Raw genomic sequence first — 16,436 nt, 5'->3', positions numbered from 1 at the left:
AATGTGTATTATTGCTTTACGTGTGCGTACACGTAAAGCAATAACTCAATCGATTTGTTAAAAAGCCAATCCCGGTTGAGCTTGATCATAAATAGCCTTTAAAAATTATTATGAAAGCTTATTTACAGCGCAGCTTAATTTTAACCCTGCTTATTGTGGGGTTAAGGTTTTCAGCATTAGCCATTAATGTAAAGCCGGTTGATTCGGTTCAGATAAAAGGTTTTCACCTCGATATGCGCATCCAGGTGATGAAGCTGCCTGCATTAAAAAAGTTTGTACTCAACTTAAGCCATAACGGTATCAATACCCTGGTAATGGAATGGGAGGGAAGCTATCCGTTTGCGAAGGAACCGCTTATAGCCAACAGGTATGCCTATTCAAGAGCAGAGGTCCGCGATTTTATTAGCTATTGCAATTCGCTTCATATCCGGGTAATTCCGCTTCAGCAAAGTTTTGGGCATGTAGAGTACATCCTGCGTAATTATAAATACGCTGCCCTGCGCGAAGATCAGAAGGATTTTAGCCAGGTTTGCCCAAGTGAGCCTGAGTTAAATAAAAAGCTGTTCACCACGCTTTATACCGACCTGGCTTCAACCCATAATTCGCCTTATATTCATATTGGCGGTGATGAAACTTATTTATTGGGTCACTGCGAAAAATGTAAAAAACGGGCTGCTGAAATAGGCTTATCCCGGTTGTATTTTGATCATATTAAAATGCTGTGCGATATTGTAGTTGGTTTAGGTAAAAGACCAATTGTTTGGGCCGATATCGCTCTGAAATATCCTGACTACATTAACCTGCTACCTAAAGAAACTATTTTTGTGGACTGGAATTACGGCTGGGACGTGAACCATTTTGGCGATCATGCCAAGCTGTTAAAATCGGGTTATGAGATCTGGGGATCGCCGGCCATCAGGAGCTACCCGGACAACTATTTCCTTACCGACTGGCAAAAGCATTTCAATAACATCAGGGATTTTATTCCTTTATCGCGAAAGCTGGGATATAAGGGTATCGTCATGACATCATGGTCAACCTCCGGCGTTTATTCATCCCTGTTTGAATCAGAAGATGAGCTGATCGACTTGTATGCTATCCGTCACGTATACCCTTTAAGCGGGTTCAATATCCTGGTCAGCTATTATTTAAGCACATTAAATGCAGGGCAAAAGTTAACCAACGATCAGTTTATCATCAACTATTGCAGTTCACATTATGGCTTAAATCAACAGCAGGCAATGCAGTTTAAAAACGCCTTGTTTGCTGCGCCATATAATGTAGTTCATGGCAAGGTGATGTCACCAAAGGAAATAACGGTTAGTCAACTATTGGATAGCGCCACTAATGCGCTGAATATGCTAAGATCATTGCAGCCTGTAAAAGGAGCGCAGGAGTTTAAGCATTATGTTTTGATGGCCAGAATCCGGGTGTATTACCTTACCTACATGAAAATAGAGGCCGAAGTAAACTCCCCCGATTTTTCTACCGATCAGGCTCCGGTGTACTTAACAAAACTCAACAAACTATTAGCCGATGAGCAAAGGCTGAATGCTGAGTTTACTGCGCTCAATAAGGATTTTCTTTACAAACCGGCGTTGGATGAAGAAAACCTGTTAAGGAGCCAAAAGATCCATGTAATGTATGATCGGTTGGCTAAGATAAGATGAGGGTGGGGTTGTTCTGTTTGAGGGATTAACTTGTGTATCTGCTTGTTTAAATAAAATAAAATGTCATTTCGAACCCTTGAAGGGAGGAAATAGCCGGGCAAGGGTGAGAAATCTTGTACGGCATGCATCTCGTACAGCATGCATTATTTATAAAACAGGGCGTATAAGATTTCTCTTTCGCTCCACCACTTAGCCTACCTCTGCTCAATCGAAATGACAACGGGTTTTATTTGATGTGTAAGATAGAAAAGATGCATAGCCGTAATAGGGACGATTATCCATTATAAAACAAATAATTTTCCTTCGTGATGATATCAATAGGCATGTAGGTTGATTTTTCAACCTCGCTTATTTTAAAAAGGTGTTTGTAAAGTGCCATAACACCAAGGTAGCCCTGCTCTTTAGGGCGCTGGCAAATCAGGAAGGTAATTTGGCCGGTTATAAGGTGATCGATATTTTTCTTCAAAAAATCATAGCCTACAAGCAAAATGTCAGTTGGTTTATGCTGCGCTAAAATTTCGGCTATGAGGTTTACTCTTGAATTGGTTACAAAAATAGCTTTGATGGTCGGCTCAGCTTCTAAAACAGGTAACAGCGCTTTTTCTGCCGCGGCAAGTTTGGTGTCGTCTATATTGAGTGTGATCACCTCGTTCAGTTTCCCGCTGCTCTCGAAAAGGCTTTTGAAACCCTGTTCCTTCCGCAGCAGGTGATGATTGTTTTCGAGATCGGTTGATATGTTCAGCGTTAAAATCTTATCCTGCTTTTGAATAGCAAGACTGATAAGCTGCGCGGCAAGTTTACCGCTTTGATAAAGCTCGGGGCCGATATAGGCAAGACCGGGTTGATCCGGTAAATCCGAATTAATAAATACCAGCGGCAGTTCAAGCTCCTGGATCTTTTCAGCAAATATTATCGACTCTTCCACAAATGAAGGAGCCATCAATATGGCATCGGGTTCGTTTTGCAGCATCTCTTCAGCAACTGCATGGAAACTGCTTTTTGAGTTGAGATCGTAAAAGTAATATTTAACAGTTACACCAAATTGCCTGATCTCTTCTGCTGCCTGCTTTATACCGTTTAAAGGATAGCTCCAATAATCTGTCTCGTCAGAGACGGCCGGGATCAGGATAGCGAAATTCAATATTTTACGCGAAGCTAACAGGCTTGCCATTTTATTGGGCCGGAAGTCCATCTCCTCAATAATGGCATTTATTTTCTTTTTGGTTTCCTCAGATACGCCTTTCCGGTTGTGGATAACCCTATCGACCGTGCCGATGGATACATTTGCTCTCCGGGCAATTTCTTTAACACCAGTTAATTCGATTCCTGTTTTTTTCATGTGTATACAAGCCAAATGTACTATATTTTGATAATCATTTTTTAAATCGGATAAGGAGGAAGATGCCTGTTTTCAATTAATGCCCGCTTATAATTGTTATTTTTGGCGCAATGAAATTATCTGTACTCAGGGTTATCCTGCTTTTTATATTTATGCCGTTTGCCGGTAACGCGAGTGCTTACTGGATGGAGGTCAAAGGCTCTGGCAAATTAAACGAAACTACATATATCCAGGTTTGTTATGGTAACATTGATGAGTTTAGTGTCCGCCATCGGGATACTGGTACTGAACTTGCCCGCACCGGTGATTTTGAAGTATTTGTTCAGGATGAAAAAGGTGACAAAACAGCATTGCCTATGATAAAAAAGGTAGATTGCTGGGAAGCAGCCTTTACGCCAACACATAATGGCTTTTATAGGATATTAGGAATAAATGACTCCCACGCAGTTGTCGATCGTTCCAAAAGCGGAGGAAAAAACATCAGACCAATAGATTATTTATGCGCTGCTTACCAGGTGGGCGGAGGAAATATAAATTCGGTCCCGGCCCAGCTACTGGATATCATCACCACAGGTAAAAATGGGTTGATAAAAGTCAAAGCATTTAAAAATGGACGCATTGTAGAGCCTAAAACGTCTTTAAGGGTTTTTAATCCCGAAAACTGGGAGAAGGAATTACTTACCAATGAGCAGGGTGAAGCCGTTTTTAAACCAACCATGCCCGGCCTTTATATTATCAGGGAGGATTGGGAAGATCCATCGCCCGGAACTTACAACGGGGTAGCTTATTCAGCCATCCGCCATCGTTGTAATTATTGTTTGCAGGTTTCTGCGGAGGAAATCGTAGCTGAATAATAATCTATTTTGATATAAAACAAAAAGGGGGCGTTAACGCCCCCTTTTTTGTTTAAAACTTAAGACTCATACTGCCAATAAACCTGGCAGGTGCCTGGGGCGTTAACCTTACCGACCATGCTTTTTCGCTGGTCAGGTTATCAACTTTAAAGCTGATACGGTATTTAGGCTGATCATAAAACAGCGTTGCATCAAGCAGTGTGTATGATGGAATAATGATCTTGGTAAGTGTAGTATTGGTTTGGTACGAAGCATTACCATAGTTACCGCCAAAACCGGCACCTAAGCCTCTCAGATTACCTGTTGGTATCCGATAGCTAATCCAGAAGTTTACCGTATGGGGCGAGCCTGACAAGCCCGGGCGCAGGCCCACCGTTGTTGAGTCGCCTTTGGTAACCTTGCTGTCGTTATAAGCGTAACCGGCCACAATGTTAAGGCCTGCAAATGGGTTGGCAGTAAGGTCAACCTCAAGGCCGCGGCTTCGCTGGTTACCATCTTGTACAGAATAGTTTACCGGGTCTGCTGGATCAGGCCTGATGATATCTTTTACTTCAATGTCGTAGTAACTGATGGTACCGGTAAGCCTGTGGTCAAACACATCGCCTTTTACGCCAAATTCAAGCTGGTTAGCATGCTCTGGTTTAAAACTGCTGCCATCTTTAAACACGCCGCTTTTGTTAAAAAAGCCGTTCATGTAATTACCGAATAGAGATAACTTATCTTTAAATAACTCGTAAACCACGCCCAGTTTAGGAGAGAAAGCGGTTTGACCATACGGGCCTGTTTGTACACCATTGGCACCAAGACCACCGGCGGTTACCCCTGTTGCAATATTGTATACACCGCCGTACTGATAACGATCGGCCCGTAAGCTGGCCATTACCAATAATTGGTCGGTAACATTAAATACGTCTGATATGTACGCTGCATAAGTATTATCACCATTGTTTTCTTTTCGCAGTGTTCCTTTGCTGGTCAGCGAGTCGATCTTAAAACGGCTAATACGATAGCTTGAGGGAACATTGATAAAATCAATTGCCGGAAGGTTAACGGTTACCCTGTCAAAACTGTTAGAGTTGTTGTAATAGTCCAGTCCGGCTACCACGCGGTTGCGGTGGTTACCGATCTTAAAATCGCCGATGAAATTTTGTTGAAGATCTGTTGCTATAAATGAGGTGTTACCCGCAATAACCTGCGGACTCATAGTAGTTGCCGATTTTCCATTAAGTGCCGTGATGTAACCGTTTATGGTTGAACGGGCGCGGGAAATAATGGTTTGCGAGGTCCATTTTTCGGAGATCTTATAGTTGAGCTGAGCAAAGATGTTTATCATCTGGGTTGAATAAGCCAGATCATTGCTCATGAAGGTTTTATTATACGGGAAATCAATATCTGCAATTGATTTTGGAGCTACCGGGGTTTTGTTGCCAACATAAGGGTTAAAACGTACTACCGAAGTTGCTTTGGCCTGACCAAACTCAACGTCAAGCAATAAGGAAAGCCTGTCGGTTATCTGGTATGAAAAACTTGGCGCAAGACTTATAGTATTGGTAAAGCCCAGGTCCTGGAAACTTTTTTGAAAGGAAGTAGCACCATTTAAACGGAACAATGCTGTTTTGTCGGCATTAACCGGGGTGTTTACATCCCAGGCAATACGGTTAAAGTTCCAGCTGCCGCCGTAATAAGCTACTTCGCCGCCAAAGCCGTTGTAAGGCTTTTTAGTAACACGGTTATATAAACCACCGTAGCTGCTGGAGATGCTGGTACCAAATAGTGTTGCCGATGGGCCCTTGATGGCTTCAATACGCTCGAGATTTACCGGGTCGATAAAAGAAAATGCTGCACCTGCTACACCGTTACGGGCGTTAGGCTCAGTTTCAAAGCCGCGTGAACGGAAGGTAACCCTACCCTGGTTGGCAATCATAGGGATGCCTGCTCCCGGTACATTTTTGGAGATACTGCCCAAATCAACCGCTACCTGCTCCTGGATCAGTTCTTTTGAAACTGAGTTATAGACCTGCGGATTTTCAAGATTTTTTAGCGGAAGGCGTGCAATGTACACGCTCTCTTTTTTTGAAAACTTGTTAACATTGCCCGATATGGTAACTTCCTGCAGGGCCTGCACATTTTCTTTGGGCAACTGGTAGTTAACCGTAATGGTTTGCCCTGCAATTACTTTTACAGGGATGTCTTTTTCGGCCGCTCCCAGTACCTGTACTTTGATGGTATAATTGCCTTCGGCGATATTATTGAAAGAATAATTACCGTGCTCGTCGGTAAGGGTGGTTTTGGCAAGTTCGGTGATAGATACCGAACCGGATGCCAGTGGCTGGCCATCAACCAAAGTTACTTTTCCGGTAATATTGCCTGTTGTTTGTGCTTGTAAAGTAAACGGTGTGATGAATAAAAATGCGAGGATGATGGAAAATAAGGGTTTCATCAATAGAAAATATGAGTTAGTGAAACTTAAACGCCGGCAAATATAGACCTTTATTTATAATAAGTCTAAATAAAGAAAGAAGGGTGCCTATTTTTGAAATAATCGCAATAAAATGCCTTAAATCACACTTCTGATTTAAATGTTGCTAAAACGTTTTTTAATTGTCAGTTGCAGCACTTAACTTTAAGGCCAGTCAATTCATCAACAAAACCTATATTCTAAATCTCAAATTAATGAACCTGAAAAAGTATTTACCTTTAGTTTTCGGAAGTTTCTTGCTTAGCACCGGCGCTTTTGCTAAAGTGACAATGCCTGGCGTTTTTAGTGATAATATGGTTTTACAGCAAAAAACCATGGCCCGCGTGTGGGGTAAGGCTGATGCCGGTAAAACTGTCTCCATTACATCGTCATGGAATAATAAAATCTATACAACCGTTGCTGATGCCGATGGTAACTGGAAAGTGAAGATCAAAACACCATCATATGGAGGCCCTTATAAGGTTACCATAACAGATGGCAGCGAACCTGTAGTTTTAAATAACGTATTGATAGGGGAGGTTTGGGTTTGCTCCGGCCAGTCGAACATGGAAATGCCCGTAGCCGGTTGGGGACAGGTTAATAATTATAAGGAGGAAATAGCCAACGCTAATTACCCGGAGATCCGTTTATTGCAGGTATCGCAGGCAACCAACCTTAGCCCGCAAACCAATATAAAAGTTGCTAATAGCGGCTGGATGGTATGCTCGCCTCAAACTATCGGTGAATTTTCATCGGTGGCGTATTTTTTCGGAAGAGAAATTAATAAGCAGGCAAAAATTCCTATCGGTTTGATCAGTACAAATTGGGGCGGCACTATGATCGAAGCCTGGAGCGATGAGAATGCTTTGACCAATAACCCTGTTTTCAGCGAGCAGATCAAACAGCAGCAGGAAACTGCTAAAACAGAAACTTCTACAACCTTTGCACAAAGGCTGGAGGCATGGAATAAACTGGCCACTGCCGCCGATTGGGGCTATACCAACAACAACGCCTTTAATACCGATACTACCGGCTGGCGAACTATGCAATTGCCCCAGTTTTTTGAAAAGAGTACTTTAGGAGATTTTGACGGCGTTGTTTGGTTTCGTAAAAAGATCAGCATTCCTGCAGCATGGGCGGGGCAGGATATTAAGATCAGTTTGGGTAAGATAGATGATAATGAGATAACATGGTTTAACGGTGAAAAAATTGGGGCTACTGACGGCTTTCTGCAGTCGCGCAACTATGTTATTCCTGCCGCAAAAGTAAAAGCGGGCGAAGCAGTTATTACTGTGCGTGTTTTTGATAGTGGTGGCGGCGGTGGATTGTACGGCGTAGATGAAATGCAATTAGTATCAGCATCGGGCGAGAAGATCTCATTGGCCGGTAACTGGGATTATAAAGTTGGTTTTAATATCAAAAGCCTGCCGCCTATGCCCGTTGGCGATAACCCGAACAGGCTGGCTGTATTGTATAATGCCATGATCAATCCGCTGACTCCTATGGCTATCCGCGGTGCTATCTGGTACCAGGGTGAAGCTAATACCGGCAGACCCAGTCAGTACAAGGAGCTGTTTGAAGGCATGATAAACGGTTGGCGCACTACCTGGAACGAAGGAAATTTTCCGTTTTACTTTGTACAATTAGCCAACTGGCAAAAACGCGATGCTGAGCCGATACCGTCTGGATGGGCAGAATTAAGGGAGGCGCAGTCAAAAACGCTCGAACTCCCCAATACAGGTATGGCCGTGGCTGCCGATCTGGGCGAGGCGGATAATATCCACCCCAAAAATAAGCAGGAAGTTGGCCGTCGCCTTGCTTTGGTTGCTTTAGATAAAACCTACCATAAGTCGCAGTCATATTCGGGCCCAATGTACAAATCGCAAAAAATTGATGGTGATAAAATTGAACTAAGCTTTAATTATACCGATGGTGGTTTAAAGGCACAGGGCGGCGAAACAATGCAGGGCTTTGCGATAGCCGGCGAGGACATGAAGTTTCATTGGGCTACCGCCATTATTAAAGGAAACAAAGTTATTGTGAGCAGCCCGGATGTTGCGAACCCGGTTGCAGTAAGGTATGCCTGGGCCAATAATCCGGTGATCACCTTATACAATGGTGTCGGTTTGCCGGCTTCGCCTTTCCGTACGGATAACTGGGTGGGTAAGTAATAAAAATCATGTTCCAGAACGGCGAATCTGCATGGCGTATACATCAGGGTCCTCTGCGAGAGACCCTGATGGGACGTTAGCACTGTCTTTAACAGAAGTTTTAATACAGTTGAAATTTTTTACTGTAAACTATTTTGCCGTCATGGTAAATATTTAACACCCAGTTGCCTTTTAAAACTTCGTGTTTTTTTTCGAGGGTATAACTGCTGTTATTAACCATGTTTGCGGGGATGGCCAGCGGATACTTTAAGCTTGTATTTGTGATTCTCCCGGCAGGATCATGCATTTCCGGATATACCCATTCAACTTCAACAGGAACAGTCTCATTTCTATCAGCCGATACTTTGTATTCAGCACCAAATTTGATGCCTAATTTAGCCGGGACCCTTAGCGTTTTTTTTACCAGTATTGAAGTATCTGCCATGTTATGGTTATCTGTTGGCGATCCGGCCATAGGTTCTTTGGCTACTGTTTTTGAAGCGTAGATACCATAGCTTACTTCGGTAATTTCAAATGTATGTACTACTGTTTGCTGGGCGTTTGTGCGTGCGTTGATAAGCAGCAGGAAGGCAACTAAGCCAAGTGATAAAGGTTTGATCATTTTGTAAAGATTTATGGTTTCGGTAAAGTAACAGGACTATTCCATGTGATAAAGGTTTAATTATTTTGCAAAGATTTATGGTTTCACTAAAGTAATCGACCGGACTATTGGATCAAAAAATAGTCTAAATTTATTGCTATGAAAAAGCATTTCGTTATAAAGCTGGTTGGAAACCGCCCAACGTTTCCGAATGATATGACCGACGATGAGCGGGCCATCATGAAAGCTCATTCCGAATACCTGAAAGGAAAAATGAAAGAAGGACTGGTGCTCATCTTCGGCCCTGTTTTCGATCCGAAAGGTGTTTATGGCTTAGGGATCCTGGCTGTAGATGATGAAGCCCAGATAAAGGAACTGATAGCTAATGACCCGGCCAATGTGCTGGGTAGTTATGAAGTGGCGTTGATGATGCCGATTTTATCTGCTTAGGTAATTGACAACAAAGCCGCCCGTTTGCACAGGCGGCTTCTATTAAAACAATGAAATTAAAAGCTTAATTAAGCGGTGGCTGAAGCTCGGTAGCTATACCTATGCGGTTCCATGCGTTGATGGTGATGATGGCCATAATAACCTGGGCCAGGTAAAGTTCGTCAAGCACCTCGGCTGCTTTTTTATAAGTTTCGTCGGATACGCGGCCGGTGATCAGGGTTACTTCTTCGGTAAGGGCCAGTATGGCACGTTCCTGCTCATCAAAGAAAGGGGTATCGCGCCAAACGCTGATGTTGTAGATGCGGCGTTCGGTTTCGCCGGCTTTACGGGCATCGGTGGTGTGCATATCTACACAAAAGGCACAGCCATTAATTTGTGAAGCGCGGATCTTGATCAGGTCTTTATGACGGGTGATTAAACCAGTACTTTCAATATATTTTTCAAGGGCTATCAGGGCCCTGTATCCAGCCGGTTCGGCGGTGTTCATTTTTAAGCGGTTCATGTTTTTATCTTTTTGTTAATACAAAGTTGCAGATAAACATGCCCTGAAAAAATGAACTGAGTTTAAGAAAATCAGATTTTTTTGGCCCGGAGCCGGCTTAAAAATTGCGGGGTAAAGCCTAAGTATGAGGCCAGCATATATTGGGGCACCCGCTGTACAAAATCAGGAAACAGGCGGGTAAAATAACGATAACGTTCCTCGTCGTTTTGGTTGAAGATATAGCCAATGCGCCGTTGCGAGGCAACAAAGGCCTTTTGCATCATAACACGGAAATATCCCTCCATATGTGGCACTGCTTCAAACAATGCTACGCGATTCTTTTCACTAAGCAGCAGTAATTCCGAAGCCTCAATGGTTTGAATGTAAGTGGTAGCCGGTTGGTGGTTGAGCAGACTGTCCTGGTCGGCAATCCACCAGTTTTCCAAACCGAACTGTATTATTTGCTCATTGAGCTTGTTGTTGACAAAGTACTGCCTGACCAGTCCTTTGGTTACAAAGTAGTTCCCCGCGCAAAGTTTGCCCGGTTCTAAAATGAACTCCTTCTTTTTAAATTTCTTTAATTCAAAATGTTGGCATATGCTTTCGTCATCAGCCGCGGATAGCTGAACATATCGTTTAATGTGGTTGATGAGTTCGGGGTACATATTATTGGGCACAAATTTCTCGAATTGCATCGAATTATACGAATTAGTATTTATGAGTATTTTGGCTATACTAATTGTTATTCATAATTTAAATCGTTCGTTCCGAAAGATGTTTCCATAGGGTCCACTGCTCGTTTCCTAAGTTTTGAATTTGGTGCTGAATCATTGACGATTTTAATTCCTGGTAGTTTTGGTGATAATAGGTTGATAATTTCGCTACCTTTTCATCGCCTGCAACCAGGTATAGATATTCGTTCGCATTTTTCTTACCAGATATAGAATAGGTTAAAAAACCTGCAACCTCGTTGATTTTATAAATCTTTTTCAAACCAAAGCCAAAGTTGCGGACCCTGGTTATTGTATCATCATCAATAATGATTGTTTGTGTTTTATAATTTAATTGATGCCCTATCAAACCACAGATAGTGCAATTAAAAATCATGTAAGGAAATATTAGGAAATGAAGCGGCTTGCCACGGACAAAAAGAATGTCGAAATTGTTGAAAGCATAAAAAAATATAAGGCAACTCAAAAGCAGGCACATCAGCAGAAAAAACTTTGGCCAAAATTTGAATTTAGATTTCATGTGTTTAAGAAAAATAATTCAATAAACTTTATCAGTTCCGTCAAGTTCTGCCTTTTCTTCATAACCTAAACTCAGGTCATCTTCAATTTTTTGCCTGCTGGGGCGCTGGTAAATGAAATAGGCAACAAGGGCTCCTGCTATGGCCAGGAAAATCAGCTTACCGGTTAATAAAAAGCCTATAATACTAAATAGTGAAGGTCCCTCAAGTAATGCGAGCCTTATTATCGTAGCGGATTGATAGGCAATGAGTTTAGCTTTCAGTGGGGTGTCTTTTCTGATGTCGCTTAAAAGTTTTAGAAACAGGAAATGTCCGGCAATAAAACAAGTAATGGCTAAAACAGGTGCAATATAGATTAGCATATCATTGGCTGCGCCTTTTTCCTGGCTTTTAGGAATTATAAATGTAACCGCTGCAAATAAAATCTGGCCTGCTGCAAGGGCCATGTGTATAATATTGAGTGTTTTTACGATAGCCGCCGGGCTTTGATTTTGTGGTTGTTTACTGATCATGTGATATGGCTGGTATTTTGTTGTACCAAGTTAAATAATAAACGCAAAATCCGAAACGTGATTTTATTGTTGTTTGCCGGATATGAATATCACCTGCTATCAGTCGTAAAACACCCTGATAATGTCATTTTCGCCCCCTTTAGTCTCGTGATATAGTGGTTAACTTTATTCTAAACAAAATCAAACTATCATGACAACTAAAGAAATTGTGCAACAGGTTATCGACGCTTTTGATAATAACGACGTTAAAAAGATCCTAAGTTTTTTTGCTGATGACGTAACATGGACTATGAAAGGTTCGTCGATAACTATAATGAACGGGAAGAATGAAGTGGAGCAATTTTTAGGCGGGATGGAAGATGTAAAAATGGTTTCATCAACTAAAGACCATATTATTGCTGAGGGTAATACTGCCGCTGTTGACGGTCTTGTGCAATGCAAAGGCAAAAACGGGGAAGATATGGCTATGTACTACGCCGATTTTTATGAACTGGAAAATGATAAGGTGAAAACACTTACATCATATATAGTTGATAAAAAGGACTGAATTAACACGAATTACACGAATAGCCTTTATGATCGGATTCGTAATAATCCGTGTAATTTGTACTTAAATCGTTGACGGCGCTACCCCAAATGTTTTCTTGAATGAATATGAAAAGTGCGAGAGGTTCTCAAAGCCAACATCAAGGTAAACATCTGATGGCTTGCGCCCTTTTTCGCGGATCAGAAAATAGGCTTCGTTTAGCCGCTTTTGCAATAACCACTGACCCGGAGGAATTTTAAACACCTTTTCAAAATCACGTTTAAAACCGGCAAGACTCCTACCGGTAAGCCGGGCGAACTGGGCTGTTGGTACATTGTACATATAGTGCCGGTTCATATAGGCTTCCAAGTCTATCTTATAAGGTTCGCTGAAATCAAACAAAAAGTTTTTTAGTTCAGGCTTCGCCCTCAGCAGTAATTCAACCGCTTCAAGGGTTTTCAGTTCGGCCAGTTGCGCGTTAAGTTGTGATGAATGGTTAAAGTAGGGGAGCAGTGAATCAAAATAGCCTTTTATGAACGGATCATCGGTGAGCTCAATTAATGGTTCGCCAGTATAATGACCAACCGGCGGCAGTTTGTTTTCGGCAGCATACCGGCGCAAAAAGCCCTGATCTAAAAATATATTGATCGATTTAAAATCGCCACCCAATGCCGGTACTTTTACCGATTTTACCAATTGGTTGCGGCGCACCAGGCCAATCATCCCTTGTTTAAATACCTGTTTTTGGTTGTTGCTCAGGGAGTGAACCTCACCCGATACAATGTATCCAAACGCGTGTTCATGCACAAACTGCTCATTGCCGCGTTGTTTTTGCTCTGTGCATGAATATAGCAGGTTGTTAAACTGGATATGGCTTTTATCTTCCATTGGATTTGATTAGGCTAATATAAATCAAACTGATTTCATCTGGCTGCTAATCAAACCATCGAAGGCGCGATCAGACAACAACTTGCGTAAAAAAAGCAGCAGCGAAGCCATATAGCCGCCATGGTAACGGATTTTTGGTTTTTTACTGGCGATAGCTTTACGTACCAGGTTCACAATCACCATTGGGCCGGGAATTTTAGCTTCAACAGTTTGTGTTAACATGATCGCAAATTTCTTCGCCAACGAAGCATATGCCCCACCGCCCGAAACTTTAAGCAGGTTATCGGCCGCTATGCCGCTCCATTCGGTTTTAATGCCGCCGGGTTCAATTACTACTACGTTAATACCGAACTGCTTTACCTCGTTACGCAAGCTATCGCTCATGGCCTCCAGCGCAAACTTGCTTGAGTGGTACCAGCCACCCAGCGGCGAAGCAAACTTGCCGCCGATACTTGATACGTTGATGATAGTACCTAAACGCTGTTTACGCATACACGGTAACACCAGTTGAATTAAGCGGGCCGCACCAAAAACATTTACCTCCAGTTGGTAACGGGCATCGCTCAACGGCACGTCTTCAATCGCTCCGTACGAGCCAAAACCTGCATTGTTAATGAGCACATCTATCTTGCCTTCGGCCTGAATGATGGTATCAATGCCCTGAGCCATTTCGGCTTCGCTGGTCACATCCATTGCCAGCACATTTACACCGAGCCTGCGGATGTCTTCCATTTTTTCAACGCGGCGGGCGGCTCCGTAAACGATATGCCCGTCTTTTAATAATTCTTCAGCAAATGCTTTACCCATGCCGGCAGATGCCCCGGTTACCAATATTACTTTCTTTTCCATTATTTCAATTTGATTTTTGTCAGCTATGTGGCTCAGTGGCCTTACAGCAAAACAAAGGTCGCGTTTAAACAAGGGCGCAGGTTTGGTGTGCGGCTCAAAGTTGCTTTGGTGTGGAGCTCAGTTTTGAGGCGAAAGATAAAAGGTTAAAGGCGAAAAGTTTAGGGAGGAATGATTAAACTTCTTCCAGTGTTAGCAGGTTATCAATGCCAGCTCTGTCGGTTAACGATTTGAGGTGTTTTTTGCCGCCATCTTCGGGTTTTACTACGGTAAGGTAGGTTTTGCCTCTTTCGGTACTTACATAAAAAGCCTGGCTGTTGGCTTCAATACGGGCTATGGCTTCGGCAACGGAGATCACCACCCTTGGCCTGTCTAGCGATTCATAATAACCTATATGGGTTATTTGCTCGTGTGTGCTTGATGCTTTGGGTTTATCAATACAGTTTACCTGATAGCTTGCCATAAAATATAAATGTGGGATTTGTAAAGATATGGTTTATTGGACAAGAATGTTAAAAAAGCACAGTGGGTTAGGCCCCTGCACTTATCCATCATTGCTTGCACGCAAAGGCGCTAAGACGCAAAGGTTTTTTCTTGGCGCCTCTGCGCCTTTGTGTGCTTATTCAATGGGACAGGCTGATCCGCTTCATGCCAGTAACAAACTATAATTTAAAAACCCTTACTTTTGCCCCTCATCAATCCCCATAAATTTGTACTCAAAAGAACAGGCAACTCAATTAAAACAGGCTTTCTGGACAGCGTTTGGACAATACCTCAAGCCTCAGCTATCTGCCGACGGTCTGCGTACTAACTGGGTTAATTATAAAACAGGCATCAAGCACCTGTACTTTAAAATGGAGGCCGATAAAAGATCGGCTTTTATAGCTATTGAAATGAGCCACCCCGATGTCGACATCCAGCAATTGATGTTTGACCAGTTTATTGAATTAAAAATTATCCTTAACGGCCAGCTTGATGAGGAATGGGAATGGCAGCTTCATACAACTGATGAGTACAACAAAACCGTAAGCCGTATTATTAAAACATTGCCTGACGTAAGCGTATTTAATCAGCAGGACTGGCCTGCGCTGATCTCCTTTTTTAAGCCCCGCATTATTGCGCTTGATGAGTTTTGGAGTATGGCGCAATATAGTTTTGATTTGTTCAGGTAGAGGCTACTAATGTCTAAAACTTTCGTCATTGCGAGGAACGAAGCAATCGCGAACATTACAGAGCGGCTCTGCAAATTGGGGATTGCTTCGTGCCTCGCAATGACGAGGTGGAGAATGCAATGACAATTCCTTTACGCCATATGCGCCAAATCATCGCCTGTTGTTAAAAAGCAATGATTAACAGTGTCGATAACATCGCTCAAGTTAAAAGGCTTGGCAATAAAAGCATCTGAACCATAGTTGCCCAATGATTCAAGTACACGCGGGTAGGCTGATACCATCACCACCGGGATGTGCGCCGTCGCCGGAGTGGTTTTTAGCATGTGGCAAAGTTCGCCACCGTTTATACCGAACAAAATGTAATCCAAAATCACAAGGTCGGCATTTGCTGATAGTGCCGCCCTGCATATGTCATCAGTATAGTTCAGTACCTCAACTTCATAATGCTCCATTTCAAGAGCTTCTTTCATCACTTCCAAAATATCCTCGCTATCATCGAGGATCAATATCTTTTTCGACATAATTAATAATTGGTAAAGAAGATAACGCTGGGAACGTTTCTTTTGTTTTCAAAGTTAAATCCAATTATTGTAACAATCAAGTGGCAGCCTAAGGTCTCTCAAGTGCGGGTATATTTACAGCTTCAGGCTGTCAACCATACTATGAACTGATGCCAAAACTATATCAAGGTTTGTAGGCGAGTCGGTCACTTTGGAGATCATAATACCCCCCTCAATAAGTGCTATCATGCTTAAAGCTGTTTCGGTGGTGTTGATATCCGGCTTCAGTTCGCCGGCTTCTATACCTGCTTTAATGAGGTTTTCGATGCCTGTTTTCCAGCGGGTGATTGCTCTGGCAGCTTTATCTTTTAGTAATGGGTTAGTATCGTCAGCATCAACAGCAGTGTTTAGGATCGGGCAGCCGCCAGGAATAAAATCACCACGGGTAAAGCTATGATATACCTGTGCATAAACCAGCAGTTTATCGTGATAGCTGGTAGCCCGCTGAATTCGCTCCTGAATTTGTTTGCGCACCTTGCCCGAGTTATATTCAAATACTTCAGCAGCTACTTCTTCCTTGTTTTTAAAGTTGCCGTAAATGCTGCCTTTGGTAAGGCCTGTAGCCTCGGTAAGGTCAGAAAGGGAAGTGCCTGCATAGCCCTTTTTATTAAATATGGATGAGGTACGCTCAATAATGAACTGGCGTGTACGCTCAGCCTTTGATAATTCGTTTTCCATAA

Annotated in this window: 18 protein-coding genes; 6 read left to right on the top strand and 12 right to left on the bottom strand. The window is 42.6% G+C overall.

Going from position 1 to position 16,436, the window contains the following annotated elements:
- The first annotated feature begins 110 nt into the window (after positions 1 to 110).
- Positions 111 to 1,670, top strand: a complete 1,560-nt coding sequence (locus tag AC1DUD_RS10355; RefSeq protein ID WP_477374293.1) for a beta-N-acetylhexosaminidase — start codon at positions 111 to 113, stop codon at positions 1,668 to 1,670.
- A 274-nt stretch (positions 1,671 to 1,944) separates the two neighbouring features.
- Here AC1DUD_RS10355 and AC1DUD_RS10350 read toward each other — a convergent pair whose 3' ends face one another.
- Positions 1,945 to 3,009: a substrate-binding domain-containing protein gene (locus AC1DUD_RS10350; protein ID WP_477374291.1), complete on the bottom strand. Its 1,065-nt coding sequence runs from the start codon at positions 3,007 to 3,009 to the stop codon at positions 1,945 to 1,947.
- Positions 3,010 to 3,119: 110 nt separating this feature from the next.
- Here AC1DUD_RS10350 and AC1DUD_RS10345 point away from each other — a divergent pair, with 110 nt between their 5' ends.
- Complete coding sequence (locus AC1DUD_RS10345; RefSeq protein WP_477374289.1) at positions 3,120 to 3,863, top strand: hypothetical protein; 744 nt, start codon at positions 3,120 to 3,122, stop codon at positions 3,861 to 3,863.
- A gap of 52 nt (positions 3,864 to 3,915) precedes the next feature.
- On the opposite strand, the gene AC1DUD_RS10340 is transcribed toward AC1DUD_RS10345, so the two are convergent.
- Complete coding sequence (locus tag AC1DUD_RS10340; RefSeq protein ID WP_477374287.1) at positions 3,916 to 6,303, bottom strand: TonB-dependent receptor domain-containing protein; 2,388 nt, start codon at positions 6,301 to 6,303, stop codon at positions 3,916 to 3,918.
- A 233-nt stretch (positions 6,304 to 6,536) separates the two neighbouring features.
- Between AC1DUD_RS10340 and AC1DUD_RS10335 the strand changes: the two genes are divergently transcribed.
- Positions 6,537 to 8,492 carry a sialate O-acetylesterase gene (locus AC1DUD_RS10335; protein WP_477374285.1) on the top strand — a complete coding sequence of 652 codons (1,956 nt, stop codon included), beginning with the start codon at positions 6,537 to 6,539 and terminating at the stop codon, positions 8,490 to 8,492.
- Between the two features lie 100 nt (positions 8,493 to 8,592).
- Here AC1DUD_RS10335 and AC1DUD_RS10330 read toward each other — a convergent pair whose 3' ends face one another.
- Positions 8,593 to 9,093 (bottom strand): DUF3859 domain-containing protein, encoded by a 501-nt coding sequence (locus AC1DUD_RS10330; RefSeq protein ID WP_477374283.1) that lies wholly within the window; start codon positions 9,091 to 9,093, stop codon positions 8,593 to 8,595.
- Positions 9,094 to 9,231: 138 nt separating this feature from the next.
- Between AC1DUD_RS10330 and AC1DUD_RS10325 the strand changes: the two genes are divergently transcribed.
- On the top strand, positions 9,232 to 9,522 hold the full coding sequence (locus tag AC1DUD_RS10325; RefSeq protein ID WP_477374281.1) for a YciI family protein: 291 nt from the start codon (positions 9,232 to 9,234) through the stop codon (positions 9,520 to 9,522).
- A 64-nt stretch (positions 9,523 to 9,586) separates the two neighbouring features.
- On the opposite strand, the gene AC1DUD_RS10320 is transcribed toward AC1DUD_RS10325, so the two are convergent.
- The 4 genes from AC1DUD_RS10320 to AC1DUD_RS10305 form a co-directional block, all read right to left on the bottom strand.
- The gene (locus tag AC1DUD_RS10320) at positions 9,587 to 10,024 is read right to left on the bottom strand and encodes a carboxymuconolactone decarboxylase family protein (RefSeq protein ID WP_477374279.1); all 438 of its coding nucleotides are present in this window, start codon (positions 10,022 to 10,024) and stop codon (positions 9,587 to 9,589) included.
- A 71-nt stretch (positions 10,025 to 10,095) separates the two neighbouring features.
- Positions 10,096 to 10,698 (bottom strand): Crp/Fnr family transcriptional regulator, encoded by a 603-nt coding sequence (locus tag AC1DUD_RS10315; RefSeq protein WP_477374277.1) that lies wholly within the window; start codon positions 10,696 to 10,698, stop codon positions 10,096 to 10,098.
- Positions 10,699 to 10,756: 58 nt separating this feature from the next.
- Complete coding sequence (locus AC1DUD_RS10310; RefSeq protein WP_477374275.1) at positions 10,757 to 11,110, bottom strand: hypothetical protein; 354 nt, start codon at positions 11,108 to 11,110, stop codon at positions 10,757 to 10,759.
- Positions 11,111 to 11,272: 162 nt separating this feature from the next.
- Positions 11,273 to 11,764 (bottom strand): hypothetical protein, encoded by a 492-nt coding sequence (locus AC1DUD_RS10305; RefSeq protein WP_477374273.1) that lies wholly within the window; start codon positions 11,762 to 11,764, stop codon positions 11,273 to 11,275.
- Between the two features lie 190 nt (positions 11,765 to 11,954).
- On the opposite strand from AC1DUD_RS10305, the gene AC1DUD_RS10300 reads away from it, so the two are divergent.
- A complete protein-coding gene (locus tag AC1DUD_RS10300; RefSeq protein ID WP_477374271.1) occupies positions 11,955 to 12,311 on the top strand; it encodes a nuclear transport factor 2 family protein in 357 nt (118 codons plus the stop codon).
- Positions 12,312 to 12,374: 63 nt separating this feature from the next.
- Here AC1DUD_RS10300 and AC1DUD_RS10295 read toward each other — a convergent pair whose 3' ends face one another.
- The 3 genes from AC1DUD_RS10295 to AC1DUD_RS10285 all read right to left on the bottom strand — a co-directional run bounded on the left by AC1DUD_RS10295 (position 12,375) and on the right by AC1DUD_RS10285 (position 14,487).
- Entirely contained in the window at positions 12,375 to 13,178 is an 804-nt protein-coding gene (locus AC1DUD_RS10295; RefSeq protein ID WP_477374269.1) for a helix-turn-helix domain-containing protein, read from the bottom strand.
- A 24-nt stretch (positions 13,179 to 13,202) separates the two neighbouring features.
- The gene (locus tag AC1DUD_RS10290; protein WP_477374267.1) at positions 13,203 to 14,027 is read right to left on the bottom strand and encodes an oxidoreductase; all 825 of its coding nucleotides are present in this window, start codon (positions 14,025 to 14,027) and stop codon (positions 13,203 to 13,205) included.
- 172 nt (positions 14,028 to 14,199) lie between these two features.
- Positions 14,200 to 14,487, bottom strand: coding sequence for a DUF3892 domain-containing protein (locus AC1DUD_RS10285; protein WP_091211933.1), 288 nt, complete (start codon positions 14,485 to 14,487; stop codon positions 14,200 to 14,202).
- A gap of 247 nt (positions 14,488 to 14,734) precedes the next feature.
- Here AC1DUD_RS10285 and AC1DUD_RS10280 point away from each other — a divergent pair, with 247 nt between their 5' ends.
- Positions 14,735 to 15,196: a DUF4268 domain-containing protein gene (locus AC1DUD_RS10280; RefSeq protein ID WP_477374265.1), complete on the top strand. Its 462-nt coding sequence runs from the start codon at positions 14,735 to 14,737 to the stop codon at positions 15,194 to 15,196.
- Positions 15,197 to 15,327: 131 nt separating this feature from the next.
- Here the strand turns inward: AC1DUD_RS10280 and AC1DUD_RS10275 are convergent, their stop codons facing one another.
- Complete coding sequence (locus AC1DUD_RS10275) at positions 15,328 to 15,717, bottom strand: response regulator (protein WP_477374262.1); 390 nt, start codon at positions 15,715 to 15,717, stop codon at positions 15,328 to 15,330.
- A 114-nt stretch (positions 15,718 to 15,831) separates the two neighbouring features.
- Complete coding sequence (locus tag AC1DUD_RS10270; RefSeq protein WP_477374260.1) at positions 15,832 to 16,434, bottom strand: TetR/AcrR family transcriptional regulator; 603 nt, start codon at positions 16,432 to 16,434, stop codon at positions 15,832 to 15,834.
- Between the last annotated feature and the right edge of the window lie 2 nt (positions 16,435 to 16,436).

It is taken from the genome of Mucilaginibacter sp. P4_A11, from assembly GCF_056402535.1.
Note: the sequence above shows the minus strand (reverse complement) of the source record. Positions and strands in the feature narration are given on the sequence as shown.